The organism is Pantoea sp. X-Soil-ISGK-275, from assembly GCF_059730795.1.
In genome coordinates this window covers 3,227,882-3,245,595 of record NZ_AP035976.1, presented here as the reverse complement: position 1 = coordinate 3,245,595, position 17,714 = coordinate 3,227,882, and the positions used below count along the sequence as shown (strand labels likewise).

Sequence of the window (17,714 nt, the reverse complement as noted above, 5' to 3'; positions counted from 1 at the left end):
CTCTTTAACAATTTATCAGACAATCTGTGTGGGCACTCGCAGGATTGATATCAGCGTCTCCGGACGCAACAAAATATCAAAGCCTCACGAGTGAACACATAATGAAATTCATTATGACGTTTTACAGATGAGCACCGCTGAACTTGTTTCAGCAAATCAAACTTAAATTGAAGAGTTTGATCATGGCTCAGATTGAACGCTGGCGGCAGGCCTAACACATGCAAGTCGAACGGTAGCACAGAGAGCTTGCTCTCGGGTGACGAGTGGCGGACGGGTGAGTAATGTCTGGGAAACTGCCCGATGGAGGGGGATAACTACTGGAAACGGTAGCTAATACCGCATAACGTCGCAAGACCAAAGTGGGGGACCTTCGGGCCTCACACCATCGGATGTGCCCAGATGGGATTAGCTAGTAGGTGGGGTAATGGCTCACCTAGGCGACGATCCCTAGCTGGTCTGAGAGGATGACCAGCCACACTGGAACTGAGACACGGTCCAGACTCCTACGGGAGGCAGCAGTGGGGAATATTGCACAATGGGCGCAAGCCTGATGCAGCCATGCCGCGTGTATGAAGAAGGCCTTCGGGTTGTAAAGTACTTTCAGCGGGGAGGAAGGCGGTGAAGTTAATAGCTTCACCGATTGACGTTACCCGCAGAAGAAGCACCGGCTAACTCCGTGCCAGCAGCCGCGGTAATACGGAGGGTGCAAGCGTTAATCGGAATTACTGGGCGTAAAGCGCACGCAGGCGGTCTGTCAAGTCGGATGTGAAATCCCCGGGCTTAACCTGGGAACTGCATTCGAAACTGGCAGGCTAGAGTCTTGTAGAGGGGGGTAGAATTCCAGGTGTAGCGGTGAAATGCGTAGAGATCTGGAGGAATACCGGTGGCGAAGGCGGCCCCCTGGACAAAGACTGACGCTCAGGTGCGAAAGCGTGGGGAGCAAACAGGATTAGATACCCTGGTAGTCCACGCCGTAAACGATGTCGACTTGGAGGTTGTTCCCTTGAGGAGTGGCTTCCGGAGCTAACGCGTTAAGTCGACCGCCTGGGGAGTACGGCCGCAAGGTTAAAACTCAAATGAATTGACGGGGGCCCGCACAAGCGGTGGAGCATGTGGTTTAATTCGATGCAACGCGAAGAACCTTACCTACTCTTGACATCCAGAGAACTTAGCAGAGATGCTTTGGTGCCTTCGGGAACTCTGAGACAGGTGCTGCATGGCTGTCGTCAGCTCGTGTTGTGAAATGTTGGGTTAAGTCCCGCAACGAGCGCAACCCTTATCCTTTGTTGCCAGCGGTCCGGCCGGGAACTCAAAGGAGACTGCCAGTGATAAACTGGAGGAAGGTGGGGATGACGTCAAGTCATCATGGCCCTTACGAGTAGGGCTACACACGTGCTACAATGGCGCATACAAAGAGAAGCGACCTCGCGAGAGCAAGCGGACCTCATAAAGTGCGTCGTAGTCCGGATCGGAGTCTGCAACTCGACTCCGTGAAGTCGGAATCGCTAGTAATCGTAGATCAGAATGCTACGGTGAATACGTTCCCGGGCCTTGTACACACCGCCCGTCACACCATGGGAGTGGGTTGCAAAAGAAGTAGGTAGCTTAACCTTCGGGAGGGCGCTTACCACTTTGTGATTCATGACTGGGGTGAAGTCGTAACAAGGTAACCGTAGGGGAACCTGCGGTTGGATCACCTCCTTACCTGAAGATACCTTCCCGCGCAGTGCTCACACAGATTGTCTGATGAAATTAAAGAAGAGCGTAAAACGCCTGCAGGCTTGTAGCTCAGGTGGTTAGAGCGCACCCCTGATAAGGGTGAGGTCGGTGGTTCAAGTCCACTCAGGCCTACCAAATTCTTACAGTTTCCGCGTTGTGCCGATAGCTCGCATACTTGAGTATGCTTCGTATCGACACGCCTTGAACCTGAAAGAATTCTCCTGGTAAGCACGCGTTTTGCAAAACTCTATGGGGCTATAGCTCAGCTGGGAGAGCGCCTGCCTTGCACGCAGGAGGTCAGCGGTTCGATCCCGCTTAGCTCCACCATCAACGACCCCACGTTGATAACTAACTTCAGAATGTATCCTCGGGTACATTGCGAAGTTATTGCTCTTTAACAATCCGGAACAAGCTGAAAATTGAAACGACGTGTTGGTTCATTTCTCCGTAATAAGAAATGAATAACAACATGTTCGAGTCTCTCAATGCCTGCAGTCCGCAGCGTTGCAAAACGCCTGTGGGTTGTGAGGTTAAGCGACTAAGCGTACACGGTGGATGCCCTGGCAGTCAGAGGCGATGAAGGACGTGCTAATCTGCGTAAAGCGTCGGTAAGGTGATATGAACCGCTACAGCCGACGATGTCCGAATGGGGAAACCCGGTGCACTCAGTGCATCATCGCAACATGAATACATAGTGTTGCGAGGCGAACCTGGGGAACTGAAACATCTAAGTACCCAGAGGAAAAGAAATCAACCGAGATTCCCCCAGTAGCGGCGAGCGAACGGGGAACAGCCCAGAACCTGAATCAGTTTGTGCGTTAGTGGAAGCGTCTGGAAAGTCGCGCGATACCGGGTGATAGCCCCGTACACGAAAGTGCACATACTGTGAGTTCGAAGAGTAGGGCGGGACACGTGGTATCCTGTCTGAATATGGGGGGACCATCCTCCAAGGCTAAATACTCCTGACTGACCGATAGTGAACCAGTACCGTGAGGGAAAGGCGAAAAGAACCCCGGCGAGGGGAGTGAAACAGAACCTGAAACCGTGTACGTACAAGCAGTGGGAGCCTCTTTAATGGGGTGACTGCGTACCTTTTGTATAATGGGTCAGCGACTTATATTCTGTAGCAAGGTTAACCGTATAGGGGAGCCGCAGGGAAACCGAGTCTTAACTGGGCGTTAAGTTGCAGGGTATAGACCCGAAACCCGGTGATCTAGCCATGGGCAGGTTGAAGGTTGGGTAACACTAACTGGAGGACCGAACCGACTAATGTTGAAAAATTAGCGGATGACTTGTGGCTGGGGGTGAAAGGCCAATCAAACCGGGAGATAGCTGGTTCTCCCCGAAAGCTATTTAGGTAGCGCCTCGTGAACTCATCTTCGGGGGTAGAGCACTGTTTCGGCTAGGGGGCCATCCCGGCTTACCAACCCGATGCAAACTGCGAATACCGAAGAATGTTATCACGGGAGACACACGGCGGGTGCTAACGTCCGTCGTGAAGAGGGAAACAACCCAGACCGCCAGCTAAGGTCCCAAAGTCATGGTTAAGTGGGAAACGATGTGGGAAGGCACAGACAGCCAGGATGTTGGCTTAGAAGCAGCCATCATTTAAAGAAAGCGTAATAGCTCACTGGTCGAGTCGGCCTGCGCGGAAGATGTAACGGGGCTAAACCATGCACCGAAGCTGCGGCAGCGACACTATGTGTTGTTGGGTAGGGGAGCGTTCTGTAAGCCGTTGAAGGTGGCCTGTGAGGGTTGCTGGAGGTATCAGAAGTGCGAATGCTGACATAAGTAACGATAAAGCGGGTGAAAAGCCCGCTCGCCGGAAGACCAAGGGTTCCTGTTCAACGTTAATCGGAGCAGGGTGAGTCGACCCCTAAGGCGAGGCTGAAAAGCGTAGTCGATGGGAAGCAGGTTAATATTCCTGCACTTGGTGTTACTGCGAAGGGGGGACGGAGAAGGCTAGGTTATCCGGGCGACGGTTGTCCCGGTTTAAGCGTGTAGGCTGATATCTTTGGTAAATCCGGGATATCTTAAGGCTGAGGCGTGACGACGAGCCACTACGGTGGTGAAGTAACTGATGCCCTGCTTCCAGGAAAAGCCTCTAAGCTCCAGGTAACACGAAATCGTACCCCAAACCGACACAGGTGGTCAGGTAGAGAATACCAAGGCGCTTGAGAGAACTCGGGTGAAGGAACTAGGCAAAATGGTGCCGTAACTTCGGGAGAAGGCACGCTGGCGCGTAGGTGAAGGGACTTGCTCCCGGAGCTGAAGCCAGTCGAAGATACCAGCTGGCTGCAACTGTTTATTAAAAACACAGCACTGTGCAAACACGAAAGTGGACGTATACGGTGTGACGCCTGCCCGGTGCCGGAAGGTTAATTGATGGGGTTATCCGCAAGGAGAAGCTCTTGATCGAAGCCCCGGTAAACGGCGGCCGTAACTATAACGGTCCTAAGGTAGCGAAATTCCTTGTCGGGTAAGTTCCGACCTGCACGAATGGCGTAATGATGGCCAGGCTGTCTCCACCCGAGACTCAGTGAAATTGAAATCGCTGTGAAGATGCAGTGTACCCGCGGCAAGACGGAAAGACCCCGTGAACCTTTACTATAGCTTGACACTGAACATTGAGCCTTGATGTGTAGGATAGGTGGGAGGCTTTGAAGCGTGGACGCCAGTCTGCGTGGAGCCAACCTTGAAATACCACCCTTTAATGTTTGATGTTCTAACGTAGGCCCGTAATCCGGGCTGCGGACAGTGTCTGGTGGGTAGTTTGACTGGGGCGGTCTCCTCCCAAAGAGTAACGGAGGAGCACGAAGGTTGGCTAATCCTGGTCGGACATCAGGAGGTTAGTGCAATGGCATAAGCCAGCTTGACTGCGAGAGTGACGGCTCGAGCAGGTGCGAAAGCAGGTCATAGTGATCCGGTGGTTCTGAATGGAAGGGCCATCGCTCAACGGATAAAAGGTACTCCGGGGATAACAGGCTGATACCGCCCAAGAGTTCATATCGACGGCGGTGTTTGGCACCTCGATGTCGGCTCATCACATCCTGGGGCTGAAGTAGGTCCCAAGGGTACGGCTGTTCGCCGTTTAAAGTGGTACGCGAGCTGGGTTTAGAACGTCGTGAGACAGTTCGGTCCCTATCTGCCGTGGGCGCTGGAGAATTGAGGGGGGTTGCTCCTAGTACGAGAGGACCGGAGTGAACGCACCACTGGTGTTCGGGTTGTCATGCCAATGGCACTGCCCGGTAGCTAAGTGCGGAAAAGATAAGTGCTGAAAGCATCTAAGCACGAAACTTGCCCCGAGATGAGTTCTCCCTGACTCCTTGAGAGTCCTGAAGGGACGTTGAAGACTACGACGTTGATAGGCCGGATGTGTAAGCGCAGCGATGCGTTGAGCTAACCGGTACTAATGACCCGTGAGGCTTAACCTTACAACGCCAGAGGCGTTTTGGTCTGAGAGACCGGTATTTTCAGCTTGTTTTACGGATTAAAGATTTAGCGGAAGCGGATGTTATTCGTTTTTGCGCAAAGAATTTGCCTGGCGGCTTTAGCGCGGTGGTCCCACCTGACCCCATGCCGAACTCAGAAGTGAAACGCCGTAGCGCCGATGGTAGTGTGGGGTCTCCCCATGCGAGAGTAGGGAACTGCCAGGCATCAATTAAGTGAAGAAGCCCCGAACGAAAGTTCGGGGCTTTTTTACGTCTGTACATAGCGGATTAAAGCCAGTAGTTAACTGAATTTGCTTGAAAAAAGCAAAAAATTGCACTGAAAACTCCCTGTCAGTCACATTTTGTAATCCAGGAGTATAGACAATTACCGCAACCAGTTAATAGATGCTTTACTGAATCCTTTGGCGTTAATTCTTCGCAAGGAAAAGAGGTAAGCATGACTGACTCACAACAACAAAAAGTGGCACGATCTGAAACGGTAGCCGACAGTAAAAAGCGCATCTGGGCGATTGTTGGCGCTTCTTCCGGCAATCTGGTCGAATGGTTCGATTTCTACGTCTACTCCTTCTTCTCACTCTATTTTGCCCACGTTTTCTTCCCAAGCGGTGATACCACCACTCAATTGCTGCAAACTGCTGGCGTTTTTGCCGCTGGTTTTCTCATGCGTCCGATCGGTGGATGGCTATTTGGTTACATCGCCGATCGTCATGGCCGCAAAGCCTCAATGCTAATCTCAGTGTGCATGATGTGTCTGGGATCATTAGTGATCGCCTGTCTACCGGGCTACGGAGAAATTGGCCTGGCCGCGCCTGTCATTCTTCTACTAGCACGTATGTTTCAGGGATTATCGGTTGGTGGGGAATACGGCACCAGCGCCACTTATATGAGCGAAGTAGCACTGGAAGGACGAAAAGGATTTTATGCCTCTTTCCAGTATGTGACGCTCATCGGTGGCCAACTGTTAGCGGTGCTGACCGTCGTCATCTTGCAGCAAATCCTCAGCGATGAAGAACTCCGTAGTTGGGGCTGGCGTATCCCGTTCTTCCTCGGGGCGGCGCTGGCTGTCGTGGCATTGTGGTTGCGTCGTTCGCTCAATGAAACCTCAGAAAAAAAGCATCGCGAACACCGAGATGCCGGCAGTATTACTGGATTACTGCGCAATCACACCCGCGCGTTTCTAATGGTGCTGGGCTTTACCGCAGGCGGTTCGCTAAGCTTCTATACTTTCACTACCTACATGCAAAAATATCTGGTGAACACCGCCGGGATGGATGCGCGCAGTGCCAGTGGATTAATGACCGGTTGCTTATTGGTGTTCATGTTGATTCAGCCAATTGTAGGCGCACTGTCAGATAAAATCGGTCGTCGTGCCTCAATGATGATTTTCGGGGCTGGAGCAGCAATCTGCACGGTACCAATTCTGATGCTGCTGCAAAATGTGCAGAGCAGTTGGCTGGCATTCGCACTGATCATGTTGGCGCTTATCATCACCAGTTTCTACACCGCGATCAGTGGCATCCTGAAAGCAGAGATGTTCCCGCCAGAAGTTCGTGCGTTGGGCGTTGGTCTATCCTATGCGGTGGCGAATGCTATTTTTGGTGGTTCGGCAGAATATGTAGCCTTACTACTGAAAAGGGAAGGCATTGAAACCAGCTTCTTCTGGTATGTTTCGGCTATGGGCGCTTTAGCATTCCTGGTATCGCTGATGCTGCATCGCAAAGGGAAGGGGATTGCGCTGTAGTTACTGACTGAGATTCCACAGTGCGATACCGCTGGCGGCACCGGCGACATCCCAGCTAAGATCTTTCCAACTCCAGCCGCTCCCTGCTGAGCGGCTGTCATATAACTCTTTTCCCACACCAAAACTCAACGAAAACAGAAAGCCTAAACGCAAATTCTGCCCGCGGCTGTGATTTTGATGCTGAGAAATTTCGCTACCAGCGGCAGCCAGCACAGCGGAAGAGAAGTAGTGTTGTGCTTTATCTTTGCCGGTCCATTTATCCTGGGCGACATGCGCACATCCACTACACAGCAAAACCACGCAGAGGATGAGCGCACGCATCGGCTAGAGCAGACGGCTAATCAAACGATCGATGCGGATACGGCGCAGGCGACGAATCAGCTTGCGCACCTTCGCTGGATAATCGGAGATACTTTCCAGCTCGCGGAAATGCTGCACCACGGAAGTATGCTCACGAATCAGCGCCAGCTCTTTTTCACGCTGTTCGGCCAATTGATTCAGCGGATCGTGAATCAGCACCGCATTCTCAAGATCCAGTCGCCACGCGCGTGGATTGAGGTTGTTACCGGTGATCATCATCCATTCGTCATCCACCCAAATGCCTTTCAGGTGATAACTGTTCTCGCTATCTTTCCACAAGCGTACCGTCAGCTGACCATTATTGACGTAATACTGCAAACGGCTAAGGAAGCGACGCAGGTTGATCTCATAAAGATAAGGCAGCGCGCCGATAATCTTAAACGGCTGTTCTGGCGGGATGTAGAAGTCATTGGCCGTTTTGTCGCCAATGATGATCTCAACCTCTTTGCCCTGACGCAGTAAATGAATCAGGTTACGTACCAGAATAGCGGGCAGGTTGAAATAGGGCGTGCACAACGTCAGCTTGCGCTCGGCGCAGGGCATCAAATGGAAAATGGTCTTGTTCAGCAGGCTGCGTTTACCCAGGCCAACCAGCGGCGTGACGGCAAGGGATTCATTATCTGCATTGCCGGTAAACTGATAGTTAAAGCTGCGCAGTTCCTGACGGAACTGACGCGTTTCGTTCTTAATTTCCGGACTGGAAGGACGCTCAGTTTTATCGAGCCGATTAACCGCATCGGATTCCTTGAGATTTTCGCAGATCCACGCATACATAGTATCGGTAAGCTGTGGATTGCGGATCAGCTGATAGCGGTCATAACGGTATTTATCATGCTGATGCAGATAGACATCGTTCAGGCTCGCGCCGCTATAGAGCAACGTATCATCAATGATAAACCCTTTAAGATGCAGCACGCCGAGCGCTTCACGGGTGTTAACCGGAATGCCGTAAACCGGAATAGCGATATCCGGATGCTGAGCCGCCATTTCGCAATACCAGTCAGCATTGGTCACGCCACGGGCGGCACCAATGCGACCACGCTGCGCACGATGCCAGTCAACCAGAATACAGACATCCAACTCCGGACGTGCCTGACGCGCTGCGTACAGCGCCTGCATGATTCCCCGTCCGCCGTCATCATTCTCCAGATACAGCGCGGTGATGCAGATACGCTTTTCTGCTGCGGCAATTTTCGTCAGCAGGGTTTCGCGAAACTCGGCAGGCGAGTAAAGCGTCGTCAGATCCGACACGGATTGTGACAGTTTAGGCAGCTGTGCGAGGTGTTGTTGGTGTTTATTACGTTTGAATTTAGACAACATCACAGTGCACTTCTTCTCTGTTCATTGCATGGCCTTTTGCCATCAAATCATGATCCTAACGGTAAATAATACCATCAACCGGCCTGTAGAGGAGGACTTTTACCTTTCTGTACAGGTTAGCTGATGACATCACCGAGCGGCAAATTCAGGCTGACAATGCCATCATCCAGTTGAATATTCACGCGAAAATTGAGTTTTCGCGCCAGCGTAATCATGCCGCTATTGTTTGGCATGGTGATACCGTTCAATTGTTGCAGGCCATGATCGCGCGTATAGCGAATCATCTTCTCCAACAAACGCCTGCCCATGCCCAAGCCTTTCAGGTCGGAACGCACCAGCACCGAGAATTCAGCATCGATATTGTCGGCATCAGAGATCGCGCGCGTTACGCCAATGATCTCGTCGACGCCATTGTGCTGGCGCACAGCGACAATCGCCATTTCGCGGTCATAATCGATTTGCGTCATATTTGCCAAATCTTCATGGGTAAACTCATTGATTTCACTGAAGTAACGATAGTAGAGATCTTCTTTAGTTACCTGAGCAATAAACGCGCGCAGCTGCGGTTCATCTTCCGGCAGGATGGGGCGGAACAGGCAATATTGCCCATCTTTTAGCTGCACCTGCTCTTCAAGATGGTGCGGATAGGGGCGAATCGCCAGGCGAGTTTCGTTATCACCGTTGAAAGGTGCCAGCTGCAGCGTGACATCCAGCAGCGTGAATTCATCGGCCGATGCCAGCAGCGGATGAATATCCAGGCGCTGAATTTCGGGACAATCGACCACCAGGTTGGAAACCTGCACTAACAGCTGGCTAAGCCCGGTAATATTAAGCGGTCGCAACGCGCTGCGGCTGCGGACTTTGCCGCTTTTCATCGCTTGAATCACCAGATAACGCGCCAGCGTCATATTCAGCGGCGGCAAAGCCACGGCGGCTTGCTTGTCGGGCTGCCACTCCACGCCGCCTTCACCCAGCAGGATAATAGGGCCAAACAGCGGATCCTGTTCGACCACCACGCGCAGCTCCTGGGCTCCGGCGCGGTTCGCCATACTCTGCACCAGCAGGCCATCGATATGCGCCTGCGGATGGGTTTCACGCACACGATCGAAAATGGCTTCAGCCGCTTGTTCAACTTCTGCGGCGCTACGCAGATAGAGCATTACGCCTTGTACCTCGGACTTATGTGGAATGTCCGGCGAACGCAGCTTGAGCGCCACCGGATAACCAATCTGATCGGCAATGCTGGCAGCAGCGACGCTGTCGCTGGCAATCCAGGTGGGCAGCGTCGCCAGGCCGTAAGCCTGCAACACCGGCTGAACTTCATGGGTATCCAGCGTGGTGATGCCTTTATCCAGCGCTTGTTGAATCAGCTGATGTGCCTGCGCGCTGTTCTGCGTCAGACCGATCGGCAGCGCGGGCGTTTCACGCAGTTGCTTCTGGTTGCGGCGATATTCCACCTGATGCATGAAGGCGGTGACGGTGCCTTCCGGCGTGCGCCAGGTGGGAATGCCGGCCTGAGTAAAAGCACGCCGCGCGGACTGCGAGGAGTATTCGCCGCACCAGTTCGTCAGCAGCGTGACCTGCTTGCCGCGCGGATGTTTGGCAACCGCCGCGATAATCTGCTCGGCGGTTTCGCTGGAGGGTGATACGGCGCTTGGCGCATGAATGATCATCAGTGCATCGAGTTCATGGCTATCCAGCAGCCGTTCAATGCAGGCGACATAGCGCGCGGGTGTCGCGTCATCTTTCAAATCCAGCGGATTGCCGCGCCCAACGCCTTCCGGCAGCAGTGCGGCCAGCGCCTGCAACGTTTCATCACTCAGCGTCGCCAGCTTACCGTTACGTGCATACAGTTCATCCAGTGCCAGCGCTGCCGGGGCCGCGCCGTTACTGATGATCATCAGGCGATCGCCGCGCAGTGGACGCATATGGCTCAGCGACTCAACCGCCGTAAATAGCTCATGCGTATCCTGCACGCGCAGCAAACCGGCGCGCTGAATCGCCGCATCCCAGGCAGCATCCAGTCCGCTGTGAGTGCCGAGCATCGCCTGCGCCTGATGGCTGCGACCACTTTTTATCACCAGAATCGGTTTGTTGCGTGAGGCGCTGCGCGAAGCGGAAACAAAGCGACGCGCATCGCTGAGGTGTTCGAGGTAGAGCAGAATGGCGCTGGTTTTGCCGTCGCGCGCGAGGAAATCCAGCAGATCATCCACGTCGATATCCAGGCTATCCCCTAAGGCGATAAACCAGGAAAAACCGAGGTTACGCTGCTGCGCCCAATCGAGAATAGTGTTAGAGACCGCAGCGGATTGCGAAATAAAAGCAATGCGACCTTTAGCAATCGGCACCGGCGAGAAGCTGGCATTCAACCCTTGCCACGGTGCCAGCAAACCTAAGCTGTTGGGCCCAAGCAGGCGAATTTGCCATTGGCTCGCACAGGCTTTCAGTTCTTCCAACTGGCTGGACGGCGCCGAGAGAATAATGCAGGCCTTACAGCCTTTTTCACCCAGTTGTTGCAGCAGCTCGAGATTACGTTTGGCGTGGGTACAGATGATGGCGAGATCGGGTGCGAAGGGCAGGCTGGCGATATCGGGCCACGCTAGCACGCCGCTCACCGCCTTATACTTAGGCGTTACCGGCAATACCGGACCACTAAATCCACCGGCCAGCAAGTTACGCATCATAAAGTAGCCGGCGCGGCCCGGTGTGATTGATGCACCGATTACCGCGATTGATTTAGGTCGTAACAGCGCTTCCAGTCCGCGTTGGCTCATCATCCGCTCCTGCTATCAAGATTGGCATGATTGTAAACGCTTTTTACCGCGCTTGCCGATTCGCCGATCGCAGGCTGAGAACCAGCTTCAGATTCCGCTACTCAATGCTTCTTCCAGAGCATGAATCGGATGATGCGGTTTCCCCGCCAGATAAGCATGACGGAAGCGGGCGAAATAGTGCTGTAACTCGGCGGCGGCGGCGAGATCGCCCGCCTGTTCCAGCAGCGCGGCAGCCACTTCGGCGGTGCAGTGCTGGCCTTCGCCGTGGGCTTCGCGCAGCGTGTAGCGCGACGGCGCAGAAACGTTTAACGACATCACCGGCAACGCATCCAGCCACGGGCTTTTGCGGAACATCTTGCGCGCTTCAGTCCAGGTACCGTCGAGCATAATAAACAGCGGCGGTTTGCCGGTAAGCGGCGGGCTGGTGAGCACTTCACGACCGGCATCAGCATAAGACGCAGGGAAAACCACCAGCGGCTGATAAAGCTCATTCTTCACCGTCGCCAGCAGCGCGGGATCTGGCTCGGTGCGTGACCAGCCAAACGCCTCGGTGTCCGGCAGCACATCGGCGATTAATCTTCCGGTATTGCTCGGCTTCATCGGCTCGGTATCGAACATCACCAGACAAAAGCGACTGCGCGCTTGCTGAGGCTGGATGGTGGCGCACAGACAGTTTTTCTGCGGCAGCAGGCAGCGTTGGCAACGGATGACACGATTACCGCGCGCAAGAAACGGGCGCGTGGCGCGCGCTAAACGTTGCGCACGTAAGCGCAGAACGGCATTTTCAAACATAGGTTCGCAGGCAGGATAAAAAACGCCAGTGTAATGGAATTAGCCGGGAAAGGTAATAAGGAAGGCCAGCATGCGGCTGGCCATCAGCGGTTTACAGCGATTCGTCGAGCCACTCGTTAAAGGGCGCTTTTGGCATTGCGCCATTCAGCATGTCGACCATCTCGCCGTTCTTGAACAGCATAATCGTAGGAATGCTACGAATGCGGAAACGCGAGCTGAGCGCAGGTTCAGCTTCGGTATTCACTTTCACGAAGCGCACTTTCCCGCGACGCTCGTCTGCGACATCTTTAAACACCGGTGCGAAGTTAACGCACGGACCGCACCACGGTGCCCAGAAGTCGATCACCACGGGCAGATCGTCTTGCAGATACTTATCCAGCGTGGCGGCCGTCGCGTTGGCGATTTCACCGTTGAACAGCTCGCCGCCGCAGCGACCGCATTTTGCTCCATCGGCAATGCGCGACTCGGGCACGCGGTTGGTTGCCTGACAGGAGGCACAAACTGTATTCATATTTACCTCAACCCGGACCTGTAAATCTGATGATTGCCGGACATTATGAAAAGGTTGAGTGCTATGCTCAATCTGGATTGCCCAATAGGTTCAATAGTTGATAGCTAAGCACCGACACATCAGGTAATCTTCGCGCTCTCAATGCTGGAGGAACAGATGAACGACGAATTTAAAGGCAAAAGCGGCAAGGTAAAAGTGATGTACGTACGTGATGAGGAGGGTGGTCAAAAGCCGAATCCCCGTACCGGCAAAGGCGGCCGTCCTGCTGCGCGCCAGGAAGATAATCGTCGTTCTGGTCCTCGCAGCAGTGCACGTAATAATGAAGAAGGTGGCCGTAGCGGCGCACGCAGCTCGGCACCGCGCGGTGCGAGCAATACCGAACGTGGCCGCAGCTTTGGACGTCGTGACGATCGTGGTGACGACAACCGCAGCTTCGGTGATTCGCCGTGGCGCACCGTTTCTCGTCCACCGGTTGCCGATGACAGCCAGCTGGATGAGGCCGCGAACAAGCCGGTGATCGATCCAGAGCAGATTCGCCGTCAGCGTCAGGAAGAGACGCGCGTCTACGGTGAAAATGCCTGTCAGGCGCTGTTCCTGAGCCGCCCGGAAAGCATCGTGCGTGCCTGGTTTATTCAAAGCGTAACGCCGCGTTTCCGCGAAACCCTGCGCTGGCTGGCGGCCAACCGCAAAGCCTATCATGTGGTAGAAGATGCTGAGCTGACCAAAGCCTCAGGTACTGAACACCACGGCGGCGTGTGCTTCATCATCAAAAAACGCATGGGCATGCCGGTTACCGAGTGGCTGACAAAGGCACCGACCAAAGATTGCGTGCTGGCGCTGGAAGATGTCAGCAACCCGCACAACCTTGGCGGCATTATGCGTAGCTGCGCGCACTTCGGTGTGAAAGGTTTGCTGGTGAATGATGCTTCGCTGCTGGAATCGGGTGCGGCAGTCCGTACCGCCGAAGGTGGCGCTGAGCACGTCCAGGCAATCAGCGGCGAAAGCTTTGCCGATGGTCTGGAAGCGTTCCGTAAAGCGGGTTACACCATCGTTACCACCTCAAGCCATGAAGGCACACCGCTGGCGAAAGCCGAGCTGCCTGCCAAAATGGTGTTGGTGTTGGGTCAGGAGAGCGAAGGTCTGTCAGACAGCGCTTTCCAGCAGGGCGATCTCAGCCTGTCGATTGGCGGCACCGGCAACGTTGAAAGCCTCAACGTGTCCGTGGCGACCGGTATTCTGCTCGCCGAATGGTGGCGTCAGAACGCATAAAAAAACGGGCCGCAAGGCCCGTTTTTATTTGTATCGCTTAGTGAGCGCCGCCGCCGCCACTGCCCGCACCGAATGGTGGACGCGCAAACCACACCAGCACCAGCAAGATCAAGAACACGCCCGCCGATGCCCAGAAGATCTCATTCGCCGAAATAATCAGACCCTGATTGGTAATTTGCTGCGCGATATACGCCGAGGCCTGTTGCTGGGTCATGCCCATGCTTTGCAGCTGGTCGTACATCTGCTGTGAATTGACGTTGTACGGATTCACCGACTCCGACAAATAACTATGATGCATCGATTCACGGTTACTCCACATGGTGGTAGTAATCGAGGTACCGATGGAACCCGCCAGCGTACGCACGAAGTTCGACAGGCTTGATGCCGCCGCCATACGTTCTGGCGGTAAGCCTGACAGCGTAATGGTGGTGAGCGGCATAAAGAAGCACGCCACCGCAAAGCCCTGAATAAACTGCGGCCACGCCGATGCACCAAAATCCATCCCCGGCTCAAACGTGTAGGCGCGCCAGTAGAAACAGACGGCATACATGATGAAGCTGAAGGTCACCAGCTTACGCATATCCAGCTTGTGGGCGAAGCGGCCAATGATCGGCGACAGGATCACCGGCAGAATCCCCACCGGTGCCGACGCTAATCCGGCCCAGGTGGCGGTGTAGCCATATACCTCCTGTAACAGCTGCGGCAGCAACACTATCGAGCCGAAGTAAAGCATATAGGCCAGGCTAATCGACAAACAGCCGATGGTGAAGTTGCGCATCTTGAACAACGACAAATCGACTATCGGATGGTCGTCGGTGAGCTCCCACACCAGCAACACCAGCAGCGCCACCACGGCGACCACCATCAGCACAATGATCTCGGTTGAGCTAAACCAGTCGAGCTCTTTTCCGCGATCCAGCATCACCTGCAGCGAGCCAATGCCCACCACCAGCAGTACCAACCCCACCATATCGATCCGGCGGATTTCGGTTTTGGTTTCACGTCCACGCAGCGTTTGCAGCGTCAGTAACACCACCACCAAACCAATCGGCACGTTGATGAAGAAGATCCAGCCCCAGTGATAGTTATCGCTGATCCAGCCGCCGAGAATCGGACCGCAGATCGGTGCCACAATCACCGTCATCGCCCACAGCGAAAGCGCCACGCTGCGTTTCGCCGGCGGATAGTTGTTCAGCAGCAAACTCTGCGACAGCGGAATCAGCGGACCGGCAACCACGCCCTGAATGACGCGGAAGAAGATCAGCATCTCCAGGCTTTCGGACATGCCGCAAGCCCAGGACGCCAGCACAAACAGGATGGTCGACCAGGTAAACAGCTTCACTTCACCGATGCGCTTGGCCAGCCAACCGGTAATCGGAATCGAGATGGCGTTTGCCACCCCGAAAGAGGTAATCACCCAGGTGCCCTGCGAGTTCGAGGCACCGAGGTTACCGGCGATGGTCGGAATCGCCACGTTAGCGATGGTGGAGTCGAGTACCTGCATAAACGTCGCCAGCGACAGGGCGATGGTCATCAGGACTAACGGCGCACCTTCAAGCGGTTTTTGTGCCATAACAGCCTCCCGCGGCGTTAGTCAGCGTTGGCACGAACGATGTCAGTAATCAGCTGGTTAACCGGCGCGAGGTCGATTGCCAACGCATTACTTTCATACGCGGCTTGCGAACGCACGGCGCTGGCCAGCGTGGCGCCATCTTTGTTCTGCGTGTCGACTTTCACCAGCGTGGAGAGGCCGATACGCAGCGGATGTTCCGCCACTTGTTTCGGATCCAGCTCAATACGCACCGGCAGACGCTGAACCACTTTGATCCAGTTACCGGTGGCATTCTGCGCAGGCAGCAGCGAGAAGGCGCTGCCGGTACCCATATCCAGGCCCACCACTTTGCCGTGATACTCCACGTCATCGCCGTAGATATCGCTGATCACCGTGGCCGATTGACCGATACGCACACCCGCAAGCTGCGTCTCTTTGAAGTTCGCATCGATCCACAGGTTAGTGGACGGCACCACCGCCAGCAGCGGCGTGGTGGTGGAGATTTGCGAACCCACCTGCACGCTACGACGGGAAATGAAGCCATCAATCGGACTACGAATCTCGGTACGCTGTAGCGCCAGCCAGGCATCGCGCAATTCAGCCGCACTTTGCTGTACCGCCGGCTGGTTTTCCAGCGAGGTATTCAGAATCATCGCCTGGTTAGCGTTGTATTGCTGTACTGCCACATCCAGCTGTGCTTTGGCAGTTGCCACGGCATCACGCGAGTGTTGCAGCTCTTCGCGACCAATCAGATTAGACGCGCCCAGCGGCTCGCGGCGTTTCAGGTCAGCTTCGGCCTGTTCTAACGCGGTTTGCTGCAACTTGATGGTGGCTTGATACTGCTTGCCGTTGATCATCAGCTGGTGGGTTTGACGCACGCTGGTGGCCAACGCGGTCTGCGCTTTCTCAAACGCCTGCTCTGCATCGGTTTTATCCAGTGACACCAACACATCGCCTTTCTTCACGATGTCGGTGTTGTCGAACCACACTTTGTTTACGCTGCCGGAAACCTGCGCCATCACCTGCACCTGGTTGCCCGCCACGTACGCATCATCGGTTTCCTGGAAGTGACGCAGCACCAAATACCAGTAAGCCAGATACGAAACACCAATAATTACAAACACGATAGCCAGCAGGATCAGCACACCTTTGCGCTTCTTCTTTTTATTCGCTGGCTGTTGCGGGCTTTGAGCTTCCGCTGTCGCACTCATGTCGTTCTCCACGTTTTCCATTTAGTCGGGATGTGCTGATCCTTCAACACGGTTGCCCGAGTCGAAAAAGCCAGCGCTTGAGCGCTGGCCGGACAAAAGGGGATTAAAATAGCGATTTCGGAAGGTGATTGTGTCGCACTTCTTGCTATTAGCGCGACAGGGAAGCGATAACCTGATCTTCGTCCATTTTATCGAGACGGTTAAGTAACTTACGGGTAATCGATTCCAACTGATCCTGCTCGTTAGTGGAGAGCGAAGACCACAAGTATTGCAGGCTCTGATGCTGCGGTGGCAGCAGCTGACGCAGGAACTCATTACCTTTTTCGGTCAAATGCAGATGCAGGCAGCGACGATCGTTCTCGCTTTCACGGCGTTCGATCCAGCCGCGCTTCTCCAGCTCATCGGCGATACGCGTGGCATTGGTGCGTGAAGAGCCGAGAGCAGAACTCAGTTCTGAAGGCTGAATGCTCTGATTTTCCTGCGCATCAAGGGTAATCAGCGCCATGAATAAGGTCTCGTTAATTCCCTGCGCCTTCAACATTTTGTTGCGATTATCCAGCAGTTTTCCCTGCATATGCATGCACAAGCGGGTCAGAATGATCTCCTGCAGCGGAAAATCTTTATGGCGGTTAGCACGGATGTTTAGCATCTGTTCAATGGGAGTAAACGAACTTTCCATTTTAAAAAAACCTCTTAGTTGCAACTGGTATAGTAATGATGGTGACAGATTAAGCGTAGTCACAATTTCCGCAGGTGATTGTTAGTACGATCACATTGTCAACATCTGACATTCCAGGTTGTTCCTTAACCCAGGGCATTTCGCCCTGACATCCCGCCTGATCATGCAGGCAGCCGATGTCATCAATTAATCCCGGGAAATCTTTTTACTGATAAATAATTTCGCGAGAAAAAATAACTCTGGTGAATAACTGCGCTGCTAACCATAACAAAGCCAATCATCAATGAACAGTATCGCTCAGCGGTTTGGTCTCATCTTTACGATTTCTAAACAC

10 protein-coding genes, 2 tRNA genes and 3 rRNA genes are annotated in these 17,714 nt (G+C 54.0%); 7 read left to right on the top strand and 8 right to left on the bottom strand.

Features of this window, described 5'->3' with window-relative positions; all coding sequences use genetic code 11:
* Positions 1–164: 164 nt before the first annotated feature.
* The 6 genes from AC6I8A_RS15125 to AC6I8A_RS15100 all read left to right on the top strand — a co-directional run bounded on the left by AC6I8A_RS15125 (position 165) and on the right by AC6I8A_RS15100 (position 6,912).
* Positions 165–1,704: ribosomal RNA gene (locus AC6I8A_RS15125) — 16S ribosomal RNA — on the top strand.
* Between the two features lie 73 nt (positions 1,705–1,777).
* Positions 1,778–1,854, top strand: a tRNA-Ile gene (locus tag AC6I8A_RS15120).
* 116 nt (positions 1,855–1,970) lie between these two features.
* Positions 1,971–2,046, top strand: a tRNA-Ala gene (locus tag AC6I8A_RS15115).
* A 201-nt stretch (positions 2,047–2,247) separates the two neighbouring features.
* A 23S ribosomal RNA gene (locus AC6I8A_RS15110) occupies positions 2,248–5,153 on the top strand.
* Between the two features lie 106 nt (positions 5,154–5,259).
* Positions 5,260–5,375, top strand: a 5S ribosomal RNA gene (gene rrf / locus AC6I8A_RS15105).
* Together the 16S, 23S and 5S rRNA genes with 2 tRNA genes alongside form the textbook arrangement of a ribosomal RNA operon.
* A 232-nt stretch (positions 5,376–5,607) precedes the next feature.
* The gene (locus AC6I8A_RS15100) at positions 5,608–6,912 is read left to right on the top strand and encodes an MFS family transporter (RefSeq protein ID WP_293792560.1); all 1,305 of its coding nucleotides are present in this window, start codon (positions 5,608–5,610) and stop codon (positions 6,910–6,912) included.
* Here AC6I8A_RS15100 and AC6I8A_RS15095 read toward each other — a convergent pair whose 3' ends face one another.
* The 5 genes from AC6I8A_RS15095 to trxC all read right to left on the bottom strand — a co-directional run bounded on the left by AC6I8A_RS15095 (position 6,913) and on the right by trxC (position 12,669).
* Positions 6,913–7,233: a YfiM family lipoprotein gene (locus tag AC6I8A_RS15095; RefSeq protein ID WP_497818732.1), complete on the bottom strand. Its 321-nt coding sequence runs from the start codon at positions 7,231–7,233 to the stop codon at positions 6,913–6,915.
* A gap of 3 nt (positions 7,234–7,236) precedes the next feature.
* Positions 7,237–8,592 carry a CDP-diacylglycerol--serine O-phosphatidyltransferase gene (gene pssA, locus AC6I8A_RS15090; protein ID WP_256698443.1) on the bottom strand — a complete coding sequence of 452 codons (1,356 nt, stop codon included), beginning with the start codon at positions 8,590–8,592 and terminating at the stop codon, positions 7,237–7,239.
* A gap of 116 nt (positions 8,593–8,708) precedes the next feature.
* Positions 8,709–11,366 carry a bifunctional acetate--CoA ligase family protein/GNAT family N-acetyltransferase gene (locus AC6I8A_RS15085; protein ID WP_497818959.1) on the bottom strand — a complete coding sequence of 886 codons (2,658 nt, stop codon included), beginning with the start codon at positions 11,364–11,366 and terminating at the stop codon, positions 8,709–8,711.
* 87 nt (positions 11,367–11,453) lie between these two features.
* Entirely contained in the window at positions 11,454–12,158 is a 705-nt protein-coding gene (locus tag AC6I8A_RS15080; RefSeq protein ID WP_497818731.1) for a tRNA-uridine aminocarboxypropyltransferase, read from the bottom strand.
* Between the two features lie 91 nt (positions 12,159–12,249).
* Positions 12,250–12,669, bottom strand: coding sequence for a thioredoxin TrxC (gene trxC, locus AC6I8A_RS15075; protein ID WP_008101648.1), 420 nt, complete (start codon positions 12,667–12,669; stop codon positions 12,250–12,252).
* Between the two features lie 156 nt (positions 12,670–12,825).
* On the opposite strand from trxC, the gene AC6I8A_RS15070 reads away from it, so the two are divergent.
* Positions 12,826–13,938 carry a tRNA/rRNA methyltransferase gene (locus tag AC6I8A_RS15070; protein WP_256697189.1) on the top strand — a complete coding sequence of 371 codons (1,113 nt, stop codon included), beginning with the start codon at positions 12,826–12,828 and terminating at the stop codon, positions 13,936–13,938.
* A gap of 37 nt (positions 13,939–13,975) precedes the next feature.
* Here the strand turns inward: AC6I8A_RS15070 and emrB are convergent, their stop codons facing one another.
* The 3 genes from emrB to mprA form a co-directional block, all read right to left on the bottom strand.
* The gene (gene emrB / locus AC6I8A_RS15065) at positions 13,976–15,511 is read right to left on the bottom strand and encodes a multidrug efflux MFS transporter permease subunit EmrB (RefSeq protein WP_101763434.1); all 1,536 of its coding nucleotides are present in this window, start codon (positions 15,509–15,511) and stop codon (positions 13,976–13,978) included.
* Positions 15,512–15,528: 17 nt separating this feature from the next.
* Positions 15,529–16,701 (bottom strand): multidrug efflux MFS transporter periplasmic adaptor subunit EmrA, encoded by a 1,173-nt coding sequence (emrA, locus tag AC6I8A_RS15060; RefSeq protein ID WP_256697186.1) that lies wholly within the window; start codon positions 16,699–16,701, stop codon positions 15,529–15,531.
* A gap of 148 nt (positions 16,702–16,849) precedes the next feature.
* Positions 16,850–17,380 carry a transcriptional repressor MprA gene (gene mprA, locus AC6I8A_RS15055; protein ID WP_008101638.1) on the bottom strand — a complete coding sequence of 177 codons (531 nt, stop codon included), beginning with the start codon at positions 17,378–17,380 and terminating at the stop codon, positions 16,850–16,852.
* Between the last annotated feature and the right edge of the window lie 334 nt (positions 17,381–17,714).